The organism is Modestobacter versicolor, from assembly GCF_041028285.1.
Taxonomy (GTDB): domain Bacteria; phylum Actinomycetota; class Actinomycetes; order Mycobacteriales; family Geodermatophilaceae; genus Modestobacter; species Modestobacter versicolor_A.
In genome coordinates this window covers 17,252-38,152 of record NZ_JABGDB010000011.1, presented here as the reverse complement: position 1 = coordinate 38,152, position 20,901 = coordinate 17,252, and the positions used below count along the sequence as shown (strand labels likewise).

Annotated in this window: 21 protein-coding genes; 13 read left to right on the top strand and 8 right to left on the bottom strand. The window is 74.1% G+C overall.

What is annotated here, in order from left to right; genetic code table 11:
* Window positions 1-68 precede the first annotated feature (68 nt).
* A complete protein-coding gene (locus tag HL054_RS21485; protein WP_369141171.1) occupies window positions 69-1,040 on the bottom strand; it encodes an ABC transporter substrate-binding protein in 972 nt (323 codons plus the stop codon).
* Between the two features lie 91 nt (window positions 1,041-1,131).
* Here HL054_RS21485 and HL054_RS21480 point away from each other — a divergent pair, with 91 nt between their 5' ends.
* The gene (locus HL054_RS21480; protein WP_369141170.1) at window positions 1,132-1,545 is read left to right on the top strand and encodes a GlcG/HbpS family heme-binding protein; all 414 of its coding nucleotides are present in this window, start codon (window positions 1,132-1,134) and stop codon (window positions 1,543-1,545) included.
* Here the strand turns inward: HL054_RS21480 and HL054_RS21475 are convergent.
* On the bottom strand, window positions 1,532-2,161 hold the full coding sequence (locus HL054_RS21475; RefSeq protein ID WP_369141169.1) for a hypothetical protein: 630 nt from the start codon (window positions 2,159-2,161) through the stop codon (window positions 1,532-1,534). The two genes, HL054_RS21480 and HL054_RS21475, sit on opposite strands and share 14 nt — an antisense overlap.
* Window positions 2,162-2,305: 144 nt before the next feature.
* On the opposite strand from HL054_RS21475, the gene HL054_RS21470 reads away from it, so the two are divergent.
* The 4 genes from HL054_RS21470 (at window position 2,306) to xerD (ending at window position 6,052) form a co-directional block, all read left to right on the top strand.
* Window positions 2,306-3,244 (top strand): helix-turn-helix domain-containing protein, encoded by a 939-nt coding sequence (locus HL054_RS21470; protein WP_369141168.1) that lies wholly within the window; start codon window positions 2,306-2,308, stop codon window positions 3,242-3,244.
* Complete coding sequence (locus tag HL054_RS21465) at window positions 3,241-3,840, top strand: dihydrofolate reductase family protein (RefSeq protein WP_369141167.1); 600 nt, start codon at window positions 3,241-3,243, stop codon at window positions 3,838-3,840. The genes HL054_RS21470 and HL054_RS21465 overlap by 4 nt, the downstream gene beginning before the upstream one ends.
* A 146-nt stretch (window positions 3,841-3,986) precedes the next feature.
* Window positions 3,987-5,102 carry an alanine dehydrogenase gene (gene ald, locus HL054_RS21460; protein WP_369141166.1) on the top strand — a complete coding sequence of 372 codons (1,116 nt, stop codon included), beginning with the start codon at window positions 3,987-3,989 and terminating at the stop codon, window positions 5,100-5,102.
* Window positions 5,081-6,052: a site-specific tyrosine recombinase XerD gene (xerD, locus tag HL054_RS21455; protein ID WP_369141165.1), complete on the top strand. Its 972-nt coding sequence runs from the start codon at window positions 5,081-5,083 to the stop codon at window positions 6,050-6,052. Before ald ends, xerD begins: the two co-directional genes overlap by 22 nt.
* A gap of 1 nt (window position 6,053) precedes the next feature.
* On the opposite strand, the gene HL054_RS21450 is transcribed toward xerD, so the two are convergent.
* The gene (locus HL054_RS21450) at window positions 6,054-6,788 is read right to left on the bottom strand and encodes an arginase family protein (protein WP_369141164.1); all 735 of its coding nucleotides are present in this window, start codon (window positions 6,786-6,788) and stop codon (window positions 6,054-6,056) included.
* A 160-nt stretch (window positions 6,789-6,948) separates the two neighbouring features.
* Here HL054_RS21450 and HL054_RS21445 point away from each other — a divergent pair, with 160 nt between their 5' ends.
* From HL054_RS21445 to scpB, 4 genes are all read left to right on the top strand, one after another.
* Window positions 6,949-7,869 carry a ParA family protein gene (locus HL054_RS21445; RefSeq protein ID WP_369141163.1) on the top strand — a complete coding sequence of 307 codons (921 nt, stop codon included), beginning with the start codon at window positions 6,949-6,951 and terminating at the stop codon, window positions 7,867-7,869.
* Window positions 7,866-8,363, top strand: a complete 498-nt coding sequence (locus HL054_RS21440) for a hypothetical protein (RefSeq protein ID WP_369141162.1) — start codon at window positions 7,866-7,868, stop codon at window positions 8,361-8,363. The genes HL054_RS21445 and HL054_RS21440 overlap by 4 nt, the downstream gene beginning before the upstream one ends.
* 107 nt (window positions 8,364-8,470) lie before the next feature.
* Complete coding sequence (locus tag HL054_RS21435) at window positions 8,471-9,304, top strand: segregation and condensation protein A (protein ID WP_369141160.1); 834 nt, start codon at window positions 8,471-8,473, stop codon at window positions 9,302-9,304.
* The gene (gene scpB / locus HL054_RS21430) at window positions 9,301-10,197 is read left to right on the top strand and encodes an SMC-Scp complex subunit ScpB (RefSeq protein ID WP_369141159.1); all 897 of its coding nucleotides are present in this window, start codon (window positions 9,301-9,303) and stop codon (window positions 10,195-10,197) included. The genes HL054_RS21435 and scpB overlap by 4 nt, the downstream gene beginning before the upstream one ends.
* Window positions 10,198-10,201: 4 nt before the next feature.
* Here scpB and HL054_RS21425 read toward each other — a convergent pair whose 3' ends face one another.
* From HL054_RS21425 to HL054_RS21415, 3 genes are all read right to left on the bottom strand, one after another.
* The gene (locus HL054_RS21425) at window positions 10,202-11,380 is read right to left on the bottom strand and encodes an LLM class flavin-dependent oxidoreductase (protein ID WP_369141157.1); all 1,179 of its coding nucleotides are present in this window, start codon (window positions 11,378-11,380) and stop codon (window positions 10,202-10,204) included.
* Window positions 11,381-11,486: 106 nt separating this feature from the next.
* Window positions 11,487-11,978, bottom strand: a complete 492-nt coding sequence (locus HL054_RS21420) for a hypothetical protein (protein WP_369141155.1) — start codon at window positions 11,976-11,978, stop codon at window positions 11,487-11,489.
* A gap of 34 nt (window positions 11,979-12,012) precedes the next feature.
* Window positions 12,013-13,224 (bottom strand): HNH endonuclease signature motif containing protein, encoded by a 1,212-nt coding sequence (locus HL054_RS21415; RefSeq protein WP_369141153.1) that lies wholly within the window; start codon window positions 13,222-13,224, stop codon window positions 12,013-12,015.
* A 180-nt stretch (window positions 13,225-13,404) separates the two neighbouring features.
* Between HL054_RS21415 and HL054_RS21410 the strand changes: the two genes are divergently transcribed.
* Window positions 13,405-14,247, top strand: a complete 843-nt coding sequence (locus HL054_RS21410; protein WP_369141152.1) for a pseudouridine synthase — start codon at window positions 13,405-13,407, stop codon at window positions 14,245-14,247.
* A 47-nt stretch (window positions 14,248-14,294) separates the two neighbouring features.
* A complete protein-coding gene (locus HL054_RS21405; protein WP_369141150.1) occupies window positions 14,295-14,804 on the top strand; it encodes a DinB family protein in 510 nt (169 codons plus the stop codon).
* A gap of 71 nt (window positions 14,805-14,875) precedes the next feature.
* Here the strand turns inward: HL054_RS21405 and HL054_RS21400 are convergent, their stop codons facing one another.
* Window positions 14,876-17,248, bottom strand: a complete 2,373-nt coding sequence (locus HL054_RS21400; RefSeq protein WP_369141149.1) for a glycoside hydrolase family 3 N-terminal domain-containing protein — start codon at window positions 17,246-17,248, stop codon at window positions 14,876-14,878.
* A 110-nt stretch (window positions 17,249-17,358) separates the two neighbouring features.
* Entirely contained in the window at window positions 17,359-18,360 is a 1,002-nt protein-coding gene (locus HL054_RS21395; RefSeq protein ID WP_369141147.1) for a LacI family DNA-binding transcriptional regulator, read from the bottom strand.
* A gap of 300 nt (window positions 18,361-18,660) precedes the next feature.
* Between HL054_RS21395 and HL054_RS21390 the strand changes: the two genes are divergently transcribed.
* Both HL054_RS21390 and HL054_RS21385 read left to right on the top strand, forming a co-directional pair.
* Entirely contained in the window at window positions 18,661-19,980 is a 1,320-nt protein-coding gene (locus HL054_RS21390) for an extracellular solute-binding protein (RefSeq protein ID WP_369141146.1), read from the top strand.
* 23 nt (window positions 19,981-20,003) lie between these two features.
* On the top strand, window positions 20,004-20,900 hold the full coding sequence (locus HL054_RS21385; protein ID WP_369141144.1) for a carbohydrate ABC transporter permease: 897 nt from the start codon (window positions 20,004-20,006) through the stop codon (window positions 20,898-20,900).
* Window position 20,901 lies beyond the last annotated feature (1 nt).

Here is a 20,901-nt window from a genome sequence, read left to right as displayed (position 1 = left end):
CGAGCGCCGGTGTGCCCCGACATCGCAGAACTCGCGGTCCGCGGCACCGTTGGTGGGACCGGGCGCGGTCAGGCGGCCGCGTCCTCCAGGTAGGGGCGCAGCGCCTCCAGCGAGTAGGGGAGGGACAGCGGCGTGGGCGTGTTCAGGCCGACGATCGTGGCGAGGTCCAGGATCGCGACGGTGCCCGGGAGCTGGTCGAAGCCCGGGATGTCGGCGGTGGCGCCCGCGTCACCGCCGTTGACCAGGAACGCCACCAGGTCGGCCCCGAGCAGGTCGGCCCGCTCGACCGAGAGCGAGACCCGCGCCGCGGCCTGCGCCTGGCCCTCGTCCACGACCGGCTGGTGCAGCTGCATGCCGAGGTCCTGGAAGAAGACGCTGGAACCGTCGGACCGGTCGGCGACCGCGTAGATCGAGTCGCCCACCACGTACTGCGCGAGCACGAACGTCCGGCCCGCCAGCCCCGGCAGGTCCGCGGCCGTCTCCGCCACCTGTCCGTCGACCTCGGCGACCAGCGCGGCGGCCTCCTCCTCGCGGTCCAGCAGCTGCCCGGCGACGTCGACCAGGTCCTGCCACGCGGTCACCTGCTCGGCGTCCAGGGCCGGGACGGTGGGCGCGATGCCCGAGAGCAGGTCGTAGGTGGCCTGGTCGCCGATGGACCAGGAGCCCAGGATCAGGTCCGGCTCGAGCGCCGCGACCTGCTCGACCGGGACCTCGAAGTCCCCGTCCAGCTCGATGACGGTCGCCCCGGCGGGGAGCTCCTGCCACGGGTACGGCTCCGCCGACGGCTCGACGGTGTAGCCGACCGGGTCGACGCCCAGCGCCAGCAGGGTGTCGGTCCACTGCAGGTCGATGGCGACGACCCGCTCGGGGACGCCGGTGACCTCGGTGGTCCCGTACAGGTGCTCGACCGTCGTGGACCGGTCGGCCGCCGGGGACGCAGGCGAGCTGCCGCCCTCGTCGGCGCCGGCCGAACAGGCGACCAGGCCGGCGAGCAGGGCGGTGGACAGCAGCAGCGGGAGAGCCGGCGGGCGCGGTGACATGGGAGGGAACTTAGGGCAGCCTTGCCTTCGTCGTCCATCCTGGTGCTCGACCGGTTTGCCTTCGGGACGTCGTGGGGGCGAAGGTGGCCCGGTGCTGACACACGACCAGGCCCTGTCCCTGCTCCAGGCCGCCCGCGAGGAGTCCACGACGCTCGGCGTCCCGATGTCCTTCGCCGTCATGGACCCCGCCGGCCACCTCGTGGCGCTGGTCCGGATGGACGGCGCGCCCTGGATCTCCGCCGACGTCGCCCAGGGCAAGGCGTGGACCGCCGCCGCCTACGGGGCGCCCAGCGCCGCGCAGAAGGCCAAGATGGAGCCGATGCCGAACTTCGCCTCCGCCGTCACGACGATGACGCACGGCCGGTTCACCCCGCAGACCGGCGCCGTCCCGGTGTACTCCGACGGTCAGCTGCTGGGTGCGATCGGTGGCAGCGGTGGCACCGGCCAGCAGGACGAGGACGTCTGCGCCGCCGCGGTCGCCGCCTGCGGTTTCACCGTGAGTTGATCTCGGGCACGCGCAGGCCCAGCCGGGCCAGCTCGATGCCGGCGAGCGCGCGCAGCGCCGCCGGGTCGCCCGCCCGCCAGCCGGCCCCCGTGCCGGCGGGCAGGCGGGCCAGCTGGGGCAGCGGTGCGGTGGCCATCGCCCGGGCGGCCAGCAGCTCCAGGTCGGGCAGGCCGTCCGCGCCGTAGCGCAGCAGCCGGTCGGCGGCGGTCGCCTCGCGCGACCACCCGAGCCGCCACCGCAGCCAGCGCAGCAGCAGCCAGCCGACCGGCAGCACCACCAGGACGACGGCCAGCACGGTCGCCAGCGTCTGCACGGCGTCCGTGGCGCCCTCGCCGGCCCCGGTCACCGCGCCGCCCGCCTCGCCCAGCGCGTCGAAGGGGCCCGACAGCTCGTCGCCGACCAGCGGGACGTCCTCGGCCGCGCCCGCCGCGTTGCCCATGGTCTCCGAGATCGACCGGCCCAGGTCGGCCACCGCGCGGCCGGGCTCGGCGAGCACCAGCACCGCCCCGTGCACCGCCCGCGCCACCAGCACCCAGAGCACGGTCCAGGCGACCAGCCCCAGGTCGGTGGCCAACTGCCGCGCGCGGGCGTCGGGACGGTCGGCGTACAGGCGCATCGGGGCAGCTCCGGGATGAGGTCACAGGTGGACGGCGGGTCCCCGGCATGGTCCGTCACGCCGCCCGCGGCGGCGATCCGGGCAGCGGGTGGACAGGGCAAGAACGGTCGGGCGGGGCCGAGCCCGCCGCACCAGACTGACCGCATGACCGAGGACGTGCCCACCGGACGCGACCGGCTGCGCGAGCTGCTCGACGCGGTGCTGGACGAGGACAACCGGACGCTCACCGACATGGCCGGGGACGCCTTCGCCTCGCCGTGGCACTTCAGCCGGCAGGTGGCCCGGGGCGCGGGGGAGTCGCCGGTGGCGCTGCGCCGGCGGGTGGAGCTCGAGCGCGCCGCGTGGCAGCTGCAGGCCGGCCGCAGCGTCACCGAGGTGGCCTTCGCCGCCGGGTACGAGTCCGTCGAGGGCTTCAGCCGGGCGTTCGCGCGCTCCTACGGCCGGTCGCCGGGCTCCCGGACCACCGGGCCGGGGCCCGTCGCCCGGGACGCGCACTGGCTGCCCGCGCCCAACGGCGTGCACTTCCACCCGCCGACCTCGCTGTGGGTGACCGGCGACCAGGGCTCCCGCGGTGGCGACGAGGTGACCGCCCTGCTCGTGCACCACGCGCTCGAGGACACCCGCGCCCTGCTCGAGCTGGCCAAGGGCCTGCCCGAGCCGGAGTACCGCCGCGTCCGGGAGCCCGGCCTGCGGGTGATCGAGTGGGACGGCCCCGAGGAGTCGCTCGCTGCGCTGCTCGAGCGCCTGGTCTGGACGACGGAGGTCTGGCTGGCCTCGGTCGAGGGCGCCGACCACCCGGTGCGCGGCGCCGACGACCCCGCCGCGCTGCTCGACCGGCACGACGAGGCCGCGCCCCGCTGGCTGGCCTTCGTCCGGGACGTGTCCCGCCGCGGCGCCTGGGGTGACCGGCTGGTCGACGCCCTGTGCGACCCACCCGAGACCTTCGTCGTGGGCAGCGTCGTCGCCCACGTGCTGACCTTCGGCGCCCACCGCCGCCTGCTCGCCCGGCACTGGTTCCGGGCGGCAGGCGTACCGGTGGACGCCGGTGACCCGATCGACTGGCTGAGCAGGAGGACCTCGTGACCCGCACCGTCTACTACACCGCCACCTCGCTGGACGGCTTCATCGCCACCACCGACCACTCGCTGGACTGGCTCTTGAGCCGGAAGAGCGACGAGGACGGGCCGATGGGCTACACCGACTTCATCGCCGGGGTGGGCGCCCTCGCGATGGGCGCCACCACGTACCTGTGGGTGCGCGAGCACGACCCGGAGTGGATGCCCGAGCGGCCGGCCTGGGTCTTCACCCACCGGGACCTGCCGCTGCTGCCCGGCGCCGACCTGAGCACCACCGCGGAGGACCCGGCCACCGTGCACGCCGAGATGGTGCGGGTGGCGGCGGGGAAGGACGTCTGGATCGTCGGCGGCGGTGACCTGGCCGGCCAGTTCGCCGACCGCGGGCTGCTCGACGAGGTCGTGGTGTCCATCGCGCCGGTGACGCTGGGCAGCGGCGCCCCGCTGCTGCCCCGGCGGGTCGAGCTGGCCGTGCAGGACGTGGCCCGCAACGGGGAGTTCGCCGTCGCCCGGTACGCCGTCGTCCGGCCGTCGTCCCACGCGGAGGACGGGGCGGAGGACGACGCGGAGGACGCGGCGGAGGACAGGGTGGCCGTCCCGACGTGACCGTCGCGTCTCCTCCCGCCGGGTGACACCGTAGTGACCTCCGCCATGCCTAGACTCCGCCCGAGGCGCGCCCCGACCGGGCCGCCCACCATGCGCTGGCGGACCCGGCACCCCGGGGACGCCCGTCGAGGCGGGGAGTTCGAGTCATGCGGGTCGGTGTCGCCCGAGAGGTCAAGAACCGCGAGTACCGGGTCGCCCTCACCCCGTCCGGGGTGACCGAGCTGGTCGCCGCCGGGCACGAGGTGCTGGTCGAGCACGACGCCGGGGTGGGGTCCTCCCTCCCGGACGCCGACTTCACCGCGGCCGGGGCGCGCATCGTGCCCACCGCCGACGACGTGTGGGGCGAGGCGGACCTGCTGCTCAAGGTCAAGGAGCCGGTCGCCGAGGAGCACGGCCGGCTGCGCGCCGGCCAGACCCTCTTCACCTACCTGCACCTGGCCGCCTCCCGCGCCTGCACCGACGCGCTGCTGGCGTCGGGCACGACCGCGATCGCCTACGAGACCGTGCAGACCGACGGCGGGGCGCTGCCGCTGCTGGCCCCGATGTCGGAGGTCGCCGGCCGGATGGCGCCGCAGGTCGGGGCGCACACGCTGGAGCGGGCCTCGGGTGGGCGCGGTGTGCTGCTCGGCGGGGTGTCCGGCGTGCACGCGGCCAAGGTCGTCGTCCTGGGCGCGGGGGTGTCGGGGATGAACGCGGCGACCATCGCGCTGGGCATGCAGGCGCAGGTGACCGTGCTCGACCGCGACCTGGAGAAGCTGCGCGCCGCCGACCGGCTCTACCGCGGGCACCTGCAGACCGTCGCCTCCAACGCCCTGGAGGTCGAGCGGGCGGTGCTGGACGCCGACCTGGTGATCGGCGCGGTGCTGGTGCCCGGCGCCAAGGCCCCCACGCTGGTCAGCAACGAGCTGGTGAGCCGGATGAAGCCGGGCTCGGTGCTCGTCGACATCGCCGTCGACCAGGGCGGCTGCTTCGCCGACACCCGCCCGACCACCCACGACGACCCGACGTTCGTCGTCCACGAGTCGGTCTTCTACTGCGTCGCCAACATGCCCGGCGCCGTCCCGCACACCTCCACCTACGCGCTGACCAACGTCACGCTGCCCTACGTGCTGGCGCTGGCCAACGCCGGCACGGCCGCCGCCCTCGCCGCCGACCCGGCGCTCGCCCGGGGGGCGAACGTGGCCGGCGGGCAGCTGGTGCACGCCGGGGTGGCCGACGCGCACGGGCTGCCCAGCGTCCCGTGGCAGGAGGTGCTGTCCTGACAGCCGTCACCAGCGCCGGCCCGGCCGTCGAGCGGGTGGTCTCCGGCTACCTGGACCACCTCACCGTCGAGCGCGGCCTGGCCGCCAACACCATCGCCTCCTACCGCCGCGACCTGCGCCGGTACGCGGAGTTCCTCACCGCGACCGGCGTCGAGGGCATGGGCGAGGTGGGGGAGTCCGACGTCACCGCGTTCCTGGTCGCGCTGCGCACCGGGGACGACGACCATCCGCCGCTGTCGGCCACCTCGGCGGCGCGCGCCGTCGTCGCGGTCCGCGGGCTGCACCGGTTCGCGTTGCTCGACGGCCTGGTGGGCGACGACGTCGCCGCCGAGGTCAAGCCGCCGGCGCCGGACCGGCGGCTGCCCAAGGCCATCCCGGTCGAGCAGATCGAGGCGCTGATCGCCGGCGCCGGCTCCGTCGAGGGCCCGCGCGGGCTGCGCGACCGGGCGCTGCTGGAGCTGCTGTACGGCACCGGGGCGCGCATCTCCGAGGCGGTCGGGCTGGCCGTCGACGACCTGGACCTCGGCTCGGCCGCGGTGCGGCTGGCGGGCAAGGGCGGCAAGGAGCGCGTCGTCCCGGTGGGCAGCTACGCCGTCCGGGCGGTGCAGGAATACCTGGTCCGGGCCCGCCCGGCGCTGGCGGAGAAGGGCCGGTCCGGGGTGCGCGGCGGGGCGCTGTTCCTCAACGCCCGCGGCGGGCCGCTGTCCCGGCAGAGCGCCTGGTCGATCTTGCGGGACGCCGCCGAGCGGGCCGGCATCGACGCCGAGCTGTCGCCGCACACCCTGCGGCACTCCTTCGCCACCCACCTGCTCGACGGCGGCGCCGACGTCCGGGTGGTGCAGGAACTGCTCGGGCACGCGTCGGTGACGACCACCCAGGTCTACACGCTGGTCACCGTCGAGCGGCTGCGCGAGGTCTACGCGACCAGCCACCCCCGCGCGCTGCGCTGACTCAGCCGGCCGCCGCCAGCACGCCCCGCACCAGCGCGACGTGCTCGGGCCGGGCGGGGGTGCGGTGGTGCCAGGTCGCCGCCAGCCCGATCGCGGCGACCCGCCCGGTGGCCACCAGCGCGCGCACCGCGGCGAGCACGTCGGCGACGGCGACCCCGCCCGGCACCGGGTAGAGCAGGTCCGGCAGCTCCGCGGGGGCGCAGACGTCGACGTCCAGGTGCACGTAGAGGTCGCCGTCCGGGACGACGCCGGGCAGCTCGGCCACGGTGGTGCGGGTGACCGCGGAGCCGGCGAGCAGCGTCGCCTCGCCGGGGTCGGTGTCCCGGGCGTCGACCAGGACGACGCGGTCCTCGGGCAGCGGCCGCAGCCCGAGGGCGGCCGGCAGGGTCAGCTCCCCGCGGCCGACGGCGAGCGCGAGGGGGAAGCCGCCGAGGTAGCCCGACGTCGTCGTCCCGGCGGTGTGGAAGTCCGCGTGCGCGTCGAACCAGACCACGCCGACGTCCCGGCCGGCCCGCTGCAGGGCGGCCAGCACGCCGAGGCTGGTCGTGCAGTCACCGGAGGCGACGACGGCCGCGCCGTCGCCGACCGCCGCGGCGACCTGCTCGTAGAGCACCGCCATCCGGTCCCACGGGTCGCCGGGGGGCAGCTCGGCGTCGACCACCGCGTCGACGGGGACGCCGAGGTCGAAGTCGTCGAGGTGCTCGTCGAGGTGGAACGGGACGCTCAGCAGCCGCATGTCGACATGTTGCCCCGAGGTGGTCACGGTCGGCGCGGCCCCTGCCGATGAAAGGTGCGGGAGAACGGGTCGGCGGCTTCCCCGCGCCGGTCGCACACGTCCGCCCACCGGGGCCGCAGCGGTCCCGGTCCGCCGACCACCGAGGGAAGAGGCACAGACGATGTCGACACGAGCCGAGGCGGCGGCCTCCGCCGTCGCGCTCCCGCGCGGAGGGGCCCCGGCGGGCGACGCCGAGATGGGCGTCCCGACGAGCCGGGTCGACCCCGCCCGGGCGCGGCAGCGGAAGCTGGCCGACCCCAAGCCGATCACCCAGCACGGTCCGGCGCAGATCATCGCCATGTGCAACCAGAAGGGCGGGGTCGGCAAGACGACCTCGACCATCAACCTGGGTGCCGCCCTCGTCGAGCAGGGCCGGCGCGTGCTGCTGGTCGACCTGGACCCGCAGGGCGCACTGTCGGTGGGCCTCGGGATCCCCTCCCAGCAGCTGGACCGCACGATCTACAACGCGCTGATGGAGCCGCGGACGACGCTCGCCGACGTCCGGGTGGCCACCAACATCCCGGGGCTGGACCTGGTGCCCAGCAACATCGACCTGTCCGCCGCCGAGGTGCAGCTGGTCAGTGAGGTCGCCCGCGAGCAGACCCTGATGCGGGTGCTCGCGCCGGTGCGCGCCGACTACGACTACGTGCTCATCGACTGCCAGCCCTCCCTCGGGCTGCTGACGGTCAACGCGCTCACCGCCGCGCAGGGCGTGATCATCCCGCTGGAGTGCGAGTTCTTCTCGCTCCGTGGCGTCGCGCTGCTGGTGGACACCATCGACAAGGTCAAGGAGCGGCTGAACCCGTCCCTGGAGATCTCCGGGATCCTGGCCACCATGTACGACACCCGCACCGTGCACTGCCGGGAGGTCTTCAGCCGGGTCGTCGAGGCCTTCGGCGACACCGTGTTCCAGACCGTCATCAGCCGCACCGTGCGCTTCCCGGAGACGACCGTCGCCGGGCAGCCCATCACCCAGTGGGCTCCGACGTCGTCGGGCGCTGCGGCGTACCGCGACCTGGCCAAGGAGGTCCTCGCTCTGTGACCCGCCGTCCTGTGCTCCCCGGGGCTGCAGAGCTGTTCCGCCGGACCGACATCGCCGCGAACAACCCGGCACCCGTCACCGAGCTGCCCACGCTCGCGGCGGCCCAGTCCTCACCCGCGCTGCGGTCGTCGGCCCAGCGGGAGGCCGACGCCGCCAACCCGCCGCTGCAGCTGGTGCCCGACGTCGCCGGCGGTGCCCCGCGGATCGTCGTCGACGAGCTGGCCTCGCACCGCTCCACGCTGCCCGCGGCCGCGCCGAAGCCGGCCACCCGCGCCAAGGCGGTCAAGGACCGCACCCGGCACGAGGAGAAGATCACCGTCTACTGCTCGGCCGACGAGCTGCTGGCCCTGGAGACCGCGCGGCTCACCTTGCGCGGCCAGCACGGCGTCGCGGCCGACCGCGGCCGGATCGTGCGCGAGGCGATCGCCGTCCTGCTGGCCGACCTCGAGGTGCACGGCGAGGAGTCCGTGCTCGTCCGGCGCCTGCGCAACTGACGGCGGCGCCGTTGGTGATCATCGGCGAACGGCTGCCCCGGCCGGCGTGTCGGGCCGCCGCACGCCGATGATCAACTCGTGGTGAGCGCCGGAACTAGGCTGCCGTTGTGACGACGGGGGAGGCCGACGGGCGGTTCACCGTCCGGCTGACCAACTTCGAGGGCCCGTTCGACCTGCTGCTGAAGCTGATCGGCAAGCACAAGCTCGACGTCACCGAGATCGCGCTGTCCGTCGTCACCGACGAGTTCATCGCGCACCTGCGGGCGCTCGGGCCCGAGCTCGACCTGGACCAGGCCAGCGAGTTCCTGGTGGTCGCCTCGACGCTGCTGGACCTCAAGGCCGCCCGGCTGCTGCCCGCCGCCGACGTGGAGGACGAGGACGACCTCGCCGTCCTGGAGGCGCGGGACCTGCTGTTCGCCCGGCTGCTGCAGTACCGCGCCTACAAGCGGGCCGCGGAGTTCCTGCGCCGCCGGGAGGCCGAGGCGTCCCGGCGGTTCCCGCGGGACGTCGCCCCGGAGCAGCGCTTCGCCGACCTGCTGCCCGAGGTGCTGCTCGGCGTCACCCCCGAGCAGTTCGCCGCGCTGGCGCTCGAGGCGCTGACGCCGAAGCCGCCGCCGACGGTGAGCGTCTCGCACCTGCACGCACCCACGGTGAGCGTCACCGAGCAGCTGGTGCTCGTGCGCGGCCGGATCGCCGACGCCGGGACGGCGACCTTCCGGTCGCTGAGCAGCGACTGCGCGCACACCCTGGAGGTGGTCGCCCGCTTCCTGGCCCTGCTGGAGCTGTACCGGCAGCAGCTGGTCGTCTTCGACCAGGTGACGCCGCTGGGCGAGCTGCACGTCCGGTGGACCGGGCCGGCGCTGGTCGGCGGCCGACTGCCCGACGACTTCCCCTCGGACGACCCGACCGACCTCGCCGCCGACCTGGAGGACCACACGTGACCGAGCCGGACGACGAGCCGCGGCCCTTCTCCTGGGACGCCGTGGCCGCGGAGGTGGCCGCCGGCCTCGAGGACGACGACGCGACGCCGGTCGAGGGCTGGGACGTCGTCGCGCGGCAGCTGGCCGCGGACCTGGGCGGGCCGGCGGACCTGCTGGGCACGGCCGACCCGGCGGCAGCCGAGGAGGCGACCACCGTCGAGGAGGGGCCGGTGCTGGCGTTCGGCCGGGCGCCCGCGGCGCCCCCGGTCGAGCTGGAGGTGGTGCCCGAGCGGGAGGCCCCGGTCGAGGAGGCGGTGTCGCCGGACGACGGGGGAGTGGAGCAGCTCGAGCTCGACGTCCACCAGGACCCGCAGGTGCTGCGCGGCGGGCTGGAGGCGCTGCTGTTCGTCGTCGACGCGCCCGTCGACGAGGCGACCCTGGCCGACGCGCTGCGCTGCCCGGTGTCCCGGGTGCTCCGGGAGCTGTCGGCGCTGGCCGCCGACTACGACGCGCGCCGGGCCGGCATCGTGCTGCGCCGGGTGGGGGAGGGGTGGCGGCTCTACACCCGGGAGGAGCACGCCCCGGTGGTGGAGCGGCACCTGCTGGAGGGCCAGCGGAACCGGCTGACCCAGGCCGCGCTGGAGACGCTCGCGGTGATCGCGTACCGCCAGCCGGTGACCCGGGCGCGGGTGTCGGCGATCCGCGGCGTCGGGGTGGACGCCGTCGTCCGCACGCTCACCTCGCGCGGGCTGGTGCGGGAGGCCGGGTCCGACCCGGACACCGGGGGCGGGCTGTACGTGACGACGCCGCTGTTCCTGGAGCGGCTCGGGTTGACCGGCCTCGACGAGCTGCCCGAGCTGGCGCCGCTGCTGCCCGACACCGGCTCGGTGCTCGACGAGAACCCCGACTCCTGACCGGTCAGCTCGACCCGGCCTTCTCCTTCTCGTACCGCTCGGTCATGGTCGCCACCGCCGCCATCTGGGCCGCCGCGTAGTCCTCGCGCTTGCCGGTGGCGTGGGCCTTGGCGTCCAGCGTCTGCTGGGCGTGCGAGATCGAGCCGCCCTGGAAGTGCGGCATGACGTGCTGGGCGATGAGCTCCCAGGAGCGCTTGGTCGCCTCGGGGTTGGCCCACTCGTGACCGAGCAGGAGCATGCAGCCGAAGCCGCCGGACTGGTCCCACAGCCGCTGGACCTGGGCTCGGGCGTCCTCGACGGTGCCGATGGCGCCGATGCCGGCCTCGTTGATGAAGTCGATCATCTCCTTGGCGTCACCGCCCTCGACCGCCATCTGCGGGAAGGCCGCCGTCTTCTGGAAGTAGCGGAACCAGGTCTCGATGCCGAACTGGACGTCGCGGTAGGCCTGCTCGCGCGTCTCGGCGATGTGCATGAGGCCGACGAGCCGCCAGTCGCGCCGGTCGGCGCTCTGGCCGTTGGCGGCGGCGCGCTCCTCGACGACGCTCCAGTGGTGGGCGAGGGCGTCGAAGCCGTCCTTGCTGAGGGTGGCGCCGATGGAGAGCAGGCCGATGCCGTGCCGGCCGGCCATCCGCGGTCCGGTGGGGGAGGCGACGGCGGCGACGGCGATGTCGAAGCGCGGCTGGGTGTAGGGCCGCAGGTGCAGCTTGGCGTCGACCAGCTCGTGGGTACGGGTCTTCTCGGTGACGGTCTCGCCGCGGAGCAGCCGCATGATGATGTCGAGGTCGACCTCCATCAGCTCGCGGGTGTCGGTCGGGTTCAGCCCCAACATCATCGAGTCGGTGGGCAGCGAGCCCGGGCCGCAGCCGAGCATCGCGCGGCCGCGGGTGAGGTGGTCGAGCAGCACCATGCGCTCGGCCACCCAGAGCGGGTTGTGGTAGGCGATCGAGGTGACGCCGGTGCCGAGCTTGATGTGCCGGGTGCGCTCGGCTGCTGCGGCGATGAAGATCTCCGGCGACGCGATGATCTCGGTGCCGGCCGAGTGGTGCTCACCGATCCACGCCTCGTCGTAGCCGCACCGGTCGAGGTGCTCGATGAGCTCCAGGTCCCGCTGCAGCGCCAGCGTGGGGTTCTCCCCGGCGGGGTGGAACGGGGCCAGGAAGGTGCCGAAGCGCATGCGGTCCATGGGGTCTCCCTCGACGAGGTGCGGCGGACGTGAGCTGGGTCACACGCGTCGCAGTCTGGTGGGCGCAGCTCCCCGGTGTCGAGGGTCGGTCGCGGACCGGCCCGGGTCAGCCGGCCGCGTCGACGGGCGTGCCGGCCCGTCGGGCGCGGAGGGCCCGGCGCAGCGTGCCCATCGTCAGGGCGACGTGCAGCAGGCCGATCGGTGAGACGACGCCCCAGAACGGTGACCGGCCGCGCAGCACCACGCCTCGCTCCCAGTTCGCCGCCAGCACGGGGGAGACCAGCAGGTGGACGGGGACCACGGCCAGCCAGCGCGGCACCCGCCGGTGCCGCAGGCGGTCCCACCGGGCCGGGTCGCGACGGAAGGCGTGCACGACGGCCAGCCCGGCCACTGCGTTGGCGAGGCTGACCAGGTGCGGACCGGTCGAGATGCCCGAGTGACCGAGCAGGCGGCGCACGACGGGGACGCCGACCTCCGTGGGAGCCGCCAGCAGCGAGACGACGGCGGTGGTGGCGAGGTACGGCTTCATCGCGTCGAACACCGCGATGACCCGAGGGTCGGCGGCCGGGGCGCTGGAGGCAGGTGCGGGCTCGACCACGCCTGCACGCTAGTGGCCGTGGCCAGGATCCCGATCAGACCCGGAGGACCGGCTCGGCGACGATCTCGGTGCCGTCGGGGCGCCAGGTGCGCCATCGCCCGCCCGGATCTCGTTCGACCCGGAACCCGTGGTGGGCCTTGGTGTGGTGCCGTTCGCACAGCAGTGCGGAGTTTTCCAGGCTGGTCTCGCCCTGGTCGGCGACCCACTCGCGTAGGTGGTGGACGTCGCACCAGTGGGTGGGTGCTGCGCAGCCGGTGAACACGCAGTGCCCGTCCCGCTGCTCCACCGCCCGCCGCAGGTGCGGTGGGACGACCCGCTTGTCCCGGCCGACGTCCAGCGGCAGCCCGTCGGGGCCCATGATCAGTCGGGAGATGGTGGCGTCGCAGGCCAGCCAGCGCGCCCGGGCGGCGGAGATCCGGGCACCGAACCCGGTCCGCGCCGCCCCCGGTCCCGTCGTGTCGGTGTCGGCGAGGTCGTCGACGTCGATGGTGACCACCACGTGCGGCTTCACCGTCCGCAGCGTCGGCAGAGTGCCGGCCGCGAGCTGGTTGTCACAGAGCTGAACGAACGCGTCGGCGTTCTGCTGCCCGCGGGTGCGGTCATCGCCCTGGGGTCGGTTGGCCTGGACGATGGACTCGATCGCGGCCTGCACCTTCTCCCCACCCACCGCGTCCAGGTCGAACCGGCCGGTGACGCTGCCATCCGCGTGCTTCGCGATCGACAACCGGCGCCCCTCGGTGGGGTCCGGCTCGGTGCCGTCCGGGTCGAGCGCTTCCAGGTAGTGGTGCACCGCCTGCGCCAGCCGCTCGTGCGCCGGCCCCTGCGCGACCTCGGTCAGCGCCCGGTCCACCGCACCCAGGTCCACGCCCTGCGCCTCGGCCGCCGCCCGCTGCTCCTCCCCGGCGATCGGGGCGATCGTGGCCATCTGCCCGGGGGTGACGGTGCCGTCGGCGAACGCGGCCGCAGTGGCCGGCAGGTGTGCCAACGCCCGCCCGGTCCGCACCACCCGCCCGGCCTCAGGCGTCGACAGGTGGGCGTGCCCGCGCAGCCAGGCGGCCATCGACTTCAACCCGTCGTGCTCCGATGCCCCGGTCAGCTCGCACTGCCGCACCGTGCGCGCCACCTCCGCCGCCAGGCGGTTCTGCAACACCAGCAACGGCCCCAGCCGCTCCAGCAACGCCGGACCGAACAAGTGGGTCAGGTCCTCGCCGGCGAGCGCGTCCACAGCCGACTGCAACTCGCCCACGACACCTCCCGACCGCTTCGAACACCTGTACGGATCATACCGCCGGGACAGGCCGCCGACCAGTCGAATGCGCAGGTCAGCGGCCTGTCCACAGATGTCGCCGACCCCTTGACACCCGTCGTCCACACGACGTCGGTCGCGTGGTGATCGGCGTGCCGGGGAGGTGGGAGGATGGGAGGGATGAACACCACCCCGGACGACGAGTCCACCACCGCGGGCGGCGAGGGCTGGTCCGAGGACATGGAGCTCGCGCCGCTCCGCCCCGGTGACGTCGAGGAGACCGAGCCCGACGACGACCGCCCCGGCGAGCGGCTGCAGAAGGTCCTGGCCCGCGCCGGCGTCGGCTCGCGCCGCGTCTGCGAGGACATGATCGACGAGGGCCGGATCAGCGTGGACGGCAAGGTCGTGCGCGTGCAGGGCATGCGGGTCGACCCGGCCACCGTCGTGATCGCCATCGACGGCCGGCGCATCGACATCAGCAACGACAAGGTCACCTACGCGATGAACAAGCCCTTCGGGGTCATCACCGCGATGAGCGACGACCGCAACCGACCCACCGTCGGCGACATGATGGGCGACCTCGCCGCCGGCCTGGTGCACGTCGGCCGGCTCGACCAGGACACCGAGGGCCTGCTGCTGCTCACCACCGACGGCGAGCTCGCGCACCGGCTCGCGCACCCCTCCTACGAGGTGAAGAAGACCTACCTGGCGCAGGTCAGCGGCTCGGTCAACCGCGACCTCGGCCGCCGGCTCCGCCAGGGCGTCGTGCTGGAGGACGGGCCGGTCACGGTCGACGCCTTCCACGTGATGGACACCCACGCCGGCCAGTCGGTCGTCGAGATCGTCCTGCACGAGGGCCGCAAGCACATCGTCCGCCGGCTGCTGGCCGAGGTCGGCCTGCCGGTCAACCGCCTGACCCGGACCGCCGTCGGACCGATCGACCTGGCCCGCATGCGCACCGGCACGATCCGCAAGCTCACCCGGTCCGAGGTCGGTGCCCTGCACGAGCTCGTCGGCCTGTGACGGCTGCCGGCCGCTGACCGGACGGCGGCGGCTGACACGATTGGCGCGTGACGACCGACCGCGTGATGCCGCCACTGCAGGCCGACGAGCGGGCGACGCTGGAGGGCTGGCTCGACTTCTACCGGGCCACCCTCGTCGCCCGCTGCGAGGGCCTCACCGACGAGCAGCTGCGCTCGGCCGCGGTGCCCCCGTCGCCGCTGACGCTCCTGGGGCTGCTCCAGCACGCGGCCGAGGTCGAGCGGAACTGGTTCTGCCGGGTGCTCCTCGGTGAGGAGGTCCCGCCGATCTACGCCGTCACCGGGGAGCCCACCGGCCAGGACGGCGGCTTCGACCTCGCCGACGACGCGACCTTCGCTTCCGCCCGCGCCACCTGGGAGGACGAGGTGGCCCGCAGCCGGACCGCGGCCGCCGGGCGCCGCCTGGACGAGACCAGCCCCTTCCTGGGGGCGCAGGTCACGCTGCGGTGGGTCTACGGCCACATGACGGCGGAGTACGCCCGGCACGCCGGCCACGCGGACCTGCTGCGCGAGCGGATCGACGGCACCACCGGCGCCTGAGGAAGGACCCTCCTGCCCCCCACCGCTCGCAGGCTCGCGGCGGGCCCCTGCAGCAGGGCCGGTCGGCGGCTCTACAGCGGCGTGACCTCCACCGGGGTGGTGAGCACGCGGTCGGCGCCGACGACGCGGTCCGGCCCGGTGAGCCGCAGCGGGGCCGTCAGCCGCAGGTCCTCGCTCGAGGCGCCCAGCTGCAGGACGACGTCCCCGGCCTCCACGACCCGCCGCAGGTCGCGCCCGGTGAACGACGTCCGGTCGGCGTGCACGGTGAACGTGACCCGCGCGGCCGCCCCGGCCGCCAGCTCGACCCGGGCGAAGCCGACCAGCTGGCGCACCGGGCGCACCACGCTGGCCACCGGGTCGTGCAGGTACAGCTGGACGACGTCCGCGCCGGAGCGGGCGCCGGTGTTGCGCACCGTGCAGGAGACGGTGACCGCACCGTCGGTCGGCCAGGCGCCGTCCTCGGCACCGGACACCGACAGGTCCGACCAGCCGAACGTCGTGTACGACAGCCCGTGCCCGAAGGGGAAGGCCGGCGTCGGGTCGGCCGAGCTGATCCCGCTCCTCCGGGCCAGGGCCGGGGAGAGGTAGGTCGCCGGCGAGCCGCCGGGGGTGCGGGCGACCTGCACCGGCAGCCGGCCGGAGGGGTTGACCCGGCCGCTGAGCACACCGGCGACGGCGCCGGCGCCCTCCTCGCCCGGGAAGAACGCCTGGACGACGGCGGCGGCCCGGTCGACGACGGCACCCAGCGCGTAGGGCCGGCCGGTGAGCAGCACGACGACGACGGGCTTGCCGGTGTCCAGCAGCGCGTCCAGCAGCTCCGCCTGCGAGCCGGGCAGCTTCAGGTCGTCGGCGTCGCAGCCCTCGCCGGAGGTGCCGCGGCCGAACAGCCCGGCCCGGTCGCCGAGCACGGCGAGGACGACGTCGGCGTCCTGCGCGGTGCGGACGGCCTCGGCGATGCCGCTGGTGTCCGGCTCCTGCACCGGGCAGCCGGCCGCGTAGGAGACCGCCGCGGAGGGGAACTCGGTCCGCACCCGCTCCAGCAAGGTCGGCAGCTCGATGCCCAGCGGCATGCCGGGGTGCTGCACGCCGACGTGGTTGGGGAAGGCGTAGCAGCCCATCAGGGCGAGCACGTCGTCCGCGGCCGGTCCGACGACCGCGACCGAGGCCGGGCCCTGCAGCGGGAGCACCCCGGCCCGGTCGTCGAGCAGCACGACCGACCGCTCGGCCAGCGTGCGGGCCAGGGCGCGCATCGCCGGCGGGTCGAAGTCCAGCTCGTCGGCCGACCGCAGGGCGGCGGGCTCGGGGTCCCAGCCGGCGTCGAGCAGGCCGAGCTCGGCCTTCTGCCGCAGCACGCGCTCCAGCGCCCGGTCGACCAGCCCGACCGGCACCGCGCCGGAGCGGATCAGCTCCAGCAGCGGCTCGCCGTAGCAGCGCACCGTCGGCAGCTCGACGTCGATGCCGGCGGTCAGCGCGAGCACGGCGGCCTCGGCGGGGGAGCCGGCCACGCCCTGCGTCGTCTCCAGGAAGGAGACCGCGAAGTAGTCGGCGACGACCACGCCGTCGAAGCCGAGGTGGCCGCGCAGCAGGTCGGTGAGCAGCGCCGGGTCGGCGCCGGCGGGCACCCCGTCGACGGCGGCGTAGCTGTTCATCACCGAGCGGGCGCCGCCCTCGCGCAGCGCCGTCTCGAACGGCGGCAGGACGACGTCGGCGAACTCGCGCGGGCCCATCCGCACCGGGGCGTGGTTGCGGCCGGACGACGAGGCCGAGTAGCCGGCGAAGTGCTTCAGCGTGGCGACGATGCCGGCGTCCTCGAGCCCCCGGGTGTAGCCCGAGCCCAGCGCGGCGACCAGGTACGGGTCCTCGCCGATGGTCTCCTCGGTGCGGCCCCAGCGGTGGTCGAAGGACACGTCGAGCACGGGGGACAGGCCCTGGTGCACCCCGACCGAGCGCATGACGTCGCCGATGCCCCGGGCCATGGCGTGCACGGTCGCGGCGTCGAAGGAGGCGCCCCACGCCAGCGGCGTCGGGAAGACCGTCGCGCCCCAGGCGGTGAAGCCGGTCAGGCACTCCTCGTGCGCGATGGCCGGGATGCCGAGCCGCGACCCGTCGACGATGCCGCGCTGGGTCTGGGCGAGGACCTTGGCCCCGATCGCCGGCTCGACCGGCCCGGTGCCGAAGACCCGGGTCAGCTGGCCGAGGCCGGGGGCGGTCAGCTCCTCCCACGGCGGCATCGGCTCGGAGAACTCGTGCTGGTTGGGGGCGACCTCCTCGCCCTCGGAGATCGCGGTCCAGACACCGTAGAGCTGGGCGACCTTCTCCTCGAGGGTCATGACGCCCATCAGCGCGTCGACCCGGTCGGCGACCGGGCGGGACGGGTCGCGCCAGACGGCGGCGGCGGCCGTGGCCTCGGCGTCGAGGGCGGGCGGGGACTGGCTGTCGGTCACGAGCAGGGCTCCTGGGGGTGGTGAGGGCGCCGGGGCGGCGCGACAGGTGAGCGCCGGGTCCCGGCGGTGCAGGTGGTGGCGGAGCGGGGGGAGGGAGCGGGAGAGGCGGGTCAGCGGGGACGGGGGGCGGCGGTGGAGGCGCGCGGCACGAGGTGGGTGGCCAGCTCGACCCGCTGGCTGGCCAGCTCGCCGCCGTCGATCAGCTCGTGCAGCATCCGGCCGGCCATCCGGCCCATGTCGGCGAGCGGCTGGCGGACCGTGGTCAGCGGCGGGGACGACCAGCGGGCCATGGGCAGGTCGTCGAAGCCGACGACGCTCAGGTCGGCGGGCACCGACAGGCCGGCCTGCCGGGCGGCCTCCATCACGCCGAAGGCCTGCTCATCGCTGCCGGCGAAGACCGCCGTCGGCGGGTCGGGGAGCGCGAGCAGGGCGCGGGCCTGGTCGTAGCCGCCCTCGTGGTGGAAGTTGCCGTGCCGCACCAGCTCCGGGTCGACCGCGATGCCGGCCCGCTCCAGCGCGGCCCGGTACCCGTCGATGCGGGCGCGGCTGCACAGGAAGTCCTGCGGCCCGCCGACCACCGCGATCCGCCGGTGGCCGAGCTCGACGAGGTGCTCGGTCGCGGCCAGCCCGCCGGCCCAGTTGGTGGCGCCGACGCTCGGCACGTCCTGCCCGGGCATGTCGACGGGGTCGATGACGACGACCGGCAGCTTCGAGCGGCCCAGCCGGCGCTGGTCGGCCGCGGTGAGCCGGGAGGTGACCACCAGCGCGCCGCGCCGGCCGCCGGCGATCAGCGCCTGCACCCAGTCCTTGTCCGGCGTCCGGGACTGCGAGGAGACGACGACCTCCAGGCCGCTCTCGGTCACCCCGCGCAGGATCTCCACCGCCCACGGGCTGTCCAGCGCGGTGAAGACGACGTCGACCAGCACGTCGGTCGGCGCCTTCCGGGTCACCGGCACGTACTTGTGCTCCGCCAGCAGCTGCTGGACGTGGGCACGGGTGGCCGCGGCGACGTCGGTCTTGCCGTTGACGACCTTGGAGACCGTGGGCAGCGACACCCCTGCCGCCGCGGCGATGCTCGCCAGCGTTGGTCGGCCCAGCTCTGGTGATGGCACTGGGTACGGCCCTCCCGGTCCTCGCTCGGTGCCGACCCAGGTGTCCCGAGCCTGCCCACCGCAGCAACCGCGGTCGGGCCGGCGTCGCTGTCGGCGTGTGGTGGACCGTACCGAAACTTTCGGAGATCTGGAAGCCGCCACGACGTCACAGGGTGCCAACTGGGGCGGCGAATCGGTTCCATAACGAGCTGGACACGCCCGCTGCAGGCCGCGTTGACACTCGTCGGTGACGTGGCTTACGTTCTCGCAACTGCTCGAAACTTTCGGTTTTCAACGACGAAACAGGAAAGGTGGCTTGGGATGAACTCCCGGCGTCTGACCCGTGTGGCCACTGCTGCCAGCACCCTCGTCCTGCTCTCATCGGTCGCTGCGTGCGGGTCCTCGGGCCCGAGCGCAGGCGGCGGTGGCGGCGGCGGGGGCGGCTCCGCCCAGGTGTGGGCCCTCCAGGACCCCGTCCTCAACCCGATCGAGCAGGGCTCGATCGACCGCTTCGCCGACTCCACCGACAGCGACGTCGAGTTCGAGCTCGCGACCTTCGGCAACGACCCCTACAAGCAGCGGCTGCGCACGGCCATCGGCTCGCCGCAGGCCCCCGACCTCTTCTTCAACTGGGGCGGCGGCAACCTCAAGGAGTACGTCGACGCCGGCAAGATCGAGGACCTGACCCCGCTGCTGGACGAGAACCCCGAGGTGCGCGACGCCTTCCTGCCCAGCGTGCTCAACGGCGCGGTGCTGGACGGCAAGAACTACGGCCTGCCGATGCGCGGCATGCAGCCCGTCGTCCTCTTCTACAACAAGGCCGTCCTCGACGAGGCCGGCGTCTCGGTGCCGACCACCTGGGACGAGCTGCTCACCGCGGTCGACGGCCTGAACGCGGCGGGCAAGACCCCGATCGCGCTGGCCGGCAACCAGCCGTGGACCGAGCTGATGTGGGCGGAGTACCTGCTCGACCGGGTCGGCGGCCCCGAGGTGTTCCAGAACATCCGGGACGGCGTGAACGGCGGCTGGGAGCAGCCGCAGGTGCTCGAGGCGATGACGATGCTCACCGACCTCATCCAGAACCACGACGCCTTCGGTGACGAGTTCGCCTCGGTCGGCTACGACGTCGGTGGCGCCTCCACCATCCTGGCCCGCGGCGACGCCGGGTTCCACCTCATGGGCACGTGGGAGTACACCAACCAGCTCGACCAGCAGCCCGACTTCGTCACCAGCGGCGACCTGGGCTACACCCTGTTCCCGGCCGTGACCGGTGGCGCCGGGGACCCGTCGAACCTGGTCGGCAACGTCTCGAACTTCTACTCTCTGACCGCTGACTCCGAGAACAAGGACGCGGCCGAGGAGTTCCTGACCACCCAGCTGACCAGCGACGAGTACGTCACCAGCCTGATCGAGGCCGGCGACGTCCCGCCGGTGGCCGGTGTGCGTGACCAGCTGGAGTCCGGCGACAACGCCGACTACACGACCTTCGTGTACGACGCCACCGTCGAGGCGTCCAACTTCCAGCTGAGCTGGGACCAGGACCTCTCCGCCGACCAGGCCACGCAGATGCTGGAGTCGCTGTCCCGCCTGTTCCTGGGCGAGCTCGACGCCCAGGGCTTCATCGACTCCCTGGCCGGCTGAGAAACAACCGAGAACGGTAGGTCATGAGCGCACGAGGGTCCTCGGAGCAGGCGACGCACCAGCGTCCGTCTGCCTGGTACGCGGCACCGGCAGTCCTGTTCTTCGGGCTGTTCGCGGTGGTGCCGATGCTGCTGGTCGTCTACCTCAGCTTCACCGACTGGGACGGCTTCGGCTTCCCCCAGCCCTCCGGGGCGGGGAACTGGAGCCGGCTCGCCCAGGACGGCGAGGCCCGTGACGCCCTGGTGCTGACCCTCGTGTTCATGGTCCTGTCCTGGCTGGTCCAGACCCCGATCGCCCTCATGATCGGGGTCTGGGCAGCCGGCAAGCAGCTCAACCGGGCCGTGCTCAGCTCGCTGTTCTTCCTGCCGCTGCTGCTGAGCACCGCCGCCATCGCGCTGCTGTGGCGGTCGGTGCTCGACGTGAACTTCGGCGTGACCCAGTCGCTGCCGTTCCTGGACCGCTTCAACTTCCTCGGCAACACCGAGATCGTCGTCTACACGGTGGTCTTCGTGATCACCTGGCAGTACGTGCCGTTCCACACGCTGCTCTACCAAGCCGCCGCCCGGGGCATCCCGGCGAGCCTGTACGAGGCCGCGACGATCGACGGCGCGGGCCGCTACAAGCAGTTCTTCCAGATCACCCTGCCGCTGCTGCGGTACACGATCATCACCTCGACGGTGCTGATGCTGGTCGGGTCGTTCACGACCTTCGACACCGTCCTGATCCTCACCGGCGGTGGGCCCGGGACGGCGACGCGCATCGCGCCGCTGTACATGTACATCACCGGCTTCAGCGGGTTCGAGTTCGGCTACGCCAGCGCCCTGTCGGTGCTGCTGCTGGCGCTGGGCGCGGGGCTGTCGCTGGTGGTCACGCGGGCCTCCGGGTTCCGCACCATGCAGAGCCAGCAGGAAGGCGTGTGAC

Excerpts from the sequence above, each read along its gene's own strand:
- HL054_RS21485 (WP_369141171.1), bottom strand. The coding sequence starts at position 1,040 with ATGTCACCGCGCCCGCCGGCTCTCCCGCTGCTGCTGTCCACCGCCCTG.
- HL054_RS21475 (WP_369141169.1), bottom strand. The coding sequence starts at position 2,161 with ATGCGCCTGTACGCCGACCGTCCCGACGCCCGCGCGCGGCAGTTGGCC.
- HL054_RS21470 (WP_369141168.1), top strand. The coding sequence starts at position 2,306 with ATGACCGAGGACGTGCCCACCGGACGCGACCGGCTGCGCGAGCTGCTC.
- ald (WP_369141166.1), top strand. The coding sequence starts at position 3,987 with ATGCGGGTCGGTGTCGCCCGAGAGGTCAAGAACCGCGAGTACCGGGTC.
- HL054_RS21450 (WP_369141164.1), bottom strand. The coding sequence starts at position 6,788 with ATGCGGCTGCTGAGCGTCCCGTTCCACCTCGACGAGCACCTCGACGAC.
- HL054_RS21445 (WP_369141163.1), top strand. The coding sequence starts at position 6,949 with ATGTCGACACGAGCCGAGGCGGCGGCCTCCGCCGTCGCGCTCCCGCGC.
- HL054_RS21425 (WP_369141157.1), bottom strand. The coding sequence starts at position 11,380 with ATGGACCGCATGCGCTTCGGCACCTTCCTGGCCCCGTTCCACCCCGCC.
- HL054_RS21410 (WP_369141152.1), top strand. The coding sequence starts at position 13,405 with ATGAACACCACCCCGGACGACGAGTCCACCACCGCGGGCGGCGAGGGC.
- HL054_RS21390 (WP_369141146.1), top strand. The coding sequence starts at position 18,661 with ATGAACTCCCGGCGTCTGACCCGTGTGGCCACTGCTGCCAGCACCCTC.
- HL054_RS21385 (WP_369141144.1), top strand. The coding sequence starts at position 20,004 with ATGAGCGCACGAGGGTCCTCGGAGCAGGCGACGCACCAGCGTCCGTCT.